This window comes from Pseudomonas migulae NBRC 103157 (assembly GCF_002091715.1).
GTDB classification, from domain to species: Bacteria; Pseudomonadota; Gammaproteobacteria; order Pseudomonadales; family Pseudomonadaceae; genus Aquipseudomonas; species Aquipseudomonas migulae_A.
In genome coordinates this window covers 1-2,737 of record NZ_BDAG01000089.1, presented here as the reverse complement: position 1 = coordinate 2,737, position 2,737 = coordinate 1, and the positions used below count along the sequence as shown (strand labels likewise).

The 2,737-nt window shown below is 54.4% G+C and carries 2 protein-coding genes and 1 pseudogene; 2 read left to right on the top strand and 1 reads right to left on the bottom strand.

The window, feature by feature from the left end:
- A pseudogene (locus tag PMI01S_RS32205) lies at positions 1-132 on the bottom strand (phage infection protein); the annotation flags it as partial.
- 218 nt (positions 133-350) lie between these two features.
- Between PMI01S_RS32205 and PMI01S_RS30685 the strand changes: the two are divergent.
- Both PMI01S_RS30685 and PMI01S_RS30680 read left to right on the top strand, forming a co-directional pair.
- Positions 351-1,895, top strand: a complete 1,545-nt coding sequence (locus tag PMI01S_RS30685) for a phospholipase effector Tle1 domain-containing protein (protein WP_084323906.1) — start codon at positions 351-353, stop codon at positions 1,893-1,895.
- Positions 1,895-2,551 (top strand): DUF2931 family protein, encoded by a 657-nt coding sequence (locus PMI01S_RS30680; RefSeq protein ID WP_084323905.1) that lies wholly within the window; start codon positions 1,895-1,897, stop codon positions 2,549-2,551. The genes PMI01S_RS30685 and PMI01S_RS30680 overlap by 1 nt, the downstream gene beginning before the upstream one ends.
- The last annotated feature ends 186 nt before the right edge of the window (positions 2,552-2,737 follow it).

The following is a 2,737-nucleotide window of genomic DNA, read 5'->3' as shown; positions in this document are numbered from 1 at the left end:
ACCCTCAGCCACACGGCTTTCAATCAGACGATCCGAGCCGCCCTCAGCGACAACCGGGTGAGCAGAAGAAGCGGCAAAAGCGTTAACTGCAAAAACCGAGAAAGCGATGCTGAGGAAGAGTTGGCGTTTCATGAGTGTGTGCTCCGGGGTGTAGTTGTTTGGTATGGAGGCGATGTTACGCCGCGGAATTTTTAAGAGAACTTCATTGAATTAATGGTGACCATTGACGAAAGCAATACATGGATGAAGGTCCATGTTGTCCGAGTGATGGCATCTGGCTACGCGTTGCTTGATTGGATCCACGGTGGCACCCTCAGCGCCCGTTGCACCAAGGAGCAGGTGATCAAGGAATGAGTGGATACGTCCCCAACCCCCCGAAAAACGTCCGCTACGACGAAGCCAGACCCGTCGACATCCACGCCAAGCGCTGGGCCGAGTATGAGAAATACGGCAAGGCACCGGCGGCTGCGAAGGAGAAAGTCCGGGTCGCGTTGCGCATTGGCGTGTTCTTCGATGGGACGCTGAACAATGCGGGCAACTCTGCGTCAGGATTACTGTGTGGCGCCCATCACCCGATTCGCCCGGAAGACGTCGATGCGAGCTGCAAGCCGTATATGGCGGATCCGGAGGGGAGTTATGGGAATGATGTGAGTAATGTTTTCAAGCTGTATGAGCTCTATCCGACATCGGAAGTAGCCGGAAACGATGCGTCATCCAAACTCGTACAGCGCAGTCTCTACATTGATGGGATCGGAACCGATGCCGGCGCTGAGGACAGCATGGGGGCCGCGGCCACGGGGCGAGGTGACGCAGGTGTCACGGGGAAAGTACAAAAAGCGTTCGTCGCCATGAAGACAGTGATCAAGGAAGCGATAGATCGTAATCCTGAGGGCGAGATTACATCGCTCACATTCGACACCTTTGGGTTCAGTCGAGGCGCCGCCGCCGCACGACATTTCGCCAACGAAATCGTACGTTGCAAACTAGGGCCTCTGGGTGAAGTGCTTCGCAGCAACCCGAAGGGGTTCAGTTCCAGTTTCAATGCCCAGTACAACAGCGAAATCATCATGGGATTCATTGGTTTGTTCGATACCGTGCCCTCGGTCGCAGGGATTACAAACGTGGGTAACATTCAAAGCCCCGTGGCGCCGGGGATCAAACTCTACCTTGACCGTAAATACTTTACCGATGTCTTTCAATTGACTGCACGGGACGAGCATCGAGCCAACTTTGCGTTAAGCACTGTCATTCCCGCGTATACGGAAATACCCGTTCCGGGTGTGCATTCGGATATCGGTGGAGGTTATCGGGAGGAAGTGGAAGAGTGCGTGCTGGTCAGCCCAATGCAGGCCCTGACGGTACAGCAGGGGACCGACATTCGAACCACTTCGATTTATCGTGATTCCCAGCAGCAGAAAGCGAGTTGGGTAGCCAATGGTTGGCCAGAAGCAATGCTGGAAATTGTGACTCCGAAGCCCACCCCACTGCCGAAAGAAGATCAGACAGCAAGGTTCAAACAGGTGCGCGCGTACGCAGGTTTGCAACTCAAGCGCCCGGTGAGTGGCAAGCTGTCGGTGGTGTATCTGCACTTGATGCATAAATTGGCCAGGGAGAAGGGTGTGCAGTTCAAGGATGTTCCGAAAACCTCTCAGTATTCCGTTCCATCAGAGCTTCAAGCACTCTGCGACAGGTTTCTCGGGGGCAATTACCAGGTTATGCCTGCAGAGGAGAAACTGCTCAAATTGCGCTACATCCACATGTCTGCCAATTGGAGCAATCCAGTGGGATTGACTCGTGAGCGCGGGGTGAATCTCCGTTACACGAATGCACCGACCGAAGATGGCGTGCGCGTACGTCACCCTCACGTGCCGGATTCAAGCTGGAGAACTTTTTAATGCGGTTGTTGGGATTGCTTGTAGGGCTGTTGCTGGTTTCTGGCTGCCAAGCCAAAAATCTCGCAACGCCCGAAACGGAACTCACCAGAAAATGGTGGAGCCTCAGTTTCAACGAACCGTATTACATGAAAGCCTGGGTTGAAGACAGTGCGGTCGAAGACGTTAACGGCAAATTGTTCCGTCGTACGGGTGGCGGTACGGCAGCGGGGGGCGAGCCAGAAAATGGTACGGAGTCCGCAAGAGGGTGGGGTGAGATTACGGGGGGGATTCGCGAAGTTGTCGGTGCAGACTTACCAAAACGAATCTTCGTCCGTTGGCAATCCATCGTGGAGCCACAAACGTACCGCGCCTGGGTCGACATTCCAGAGCAAGCCCGACAAATCATGCGTGCTACGCTGAATGAGCCTTGTCCTTCAACGCCAGATGAACCGGCAGGCAATGTCGCGCTGGTGTATGTCGGCGTAGCGCCGAGGGGTGTCGTTCAGGTGTGGGTCGCGGACAAATGTATGAAGGCAATCAAGGTCGCTCGTGCCCAAGCAGAAATAGAACCGTTGGGTCCAGACCAGGGAAAAAGTCAGGGGCAGTACGCCTATCCAGTCAGTGAAAATGCGAAACGTTACATCGAGAAATACGGCATCCCCTATGGCAGCTGGTAAACATCACCGCACAAAAAAACGGGCGCCTATCAAGGCGCCCGTTTTCATTCCGGCATGACGCAATCTGTTGAGTTCTACCGTTTCCTGGGGAGGCGGATTCTGAAGTTTGTTCTGTACACGAAAAAGCCCGGCTGATCAGGCCGGGCTTCTCGTTGAGTACTGCGGTAGAGCCATTCATTCAAACAA

Excerpts from the sequence above, each read along its gene's own strand:
- PMI01S_RS30685 (WP_084323906.1), top strand. The coding sequence starts at position 351 with ATGAGTGGATACGTCCCCAACCCCCCGAAAAACGTCCGCTACGACGAA.
- PMI01S_RS30680 (WP_084323905.1), top strand. The coding sequence starts at position 1,895 with ATGCGGTTGTTGGGATTGCTTGTAGGGCTGTTGCTGGTTTCTGGCTGC.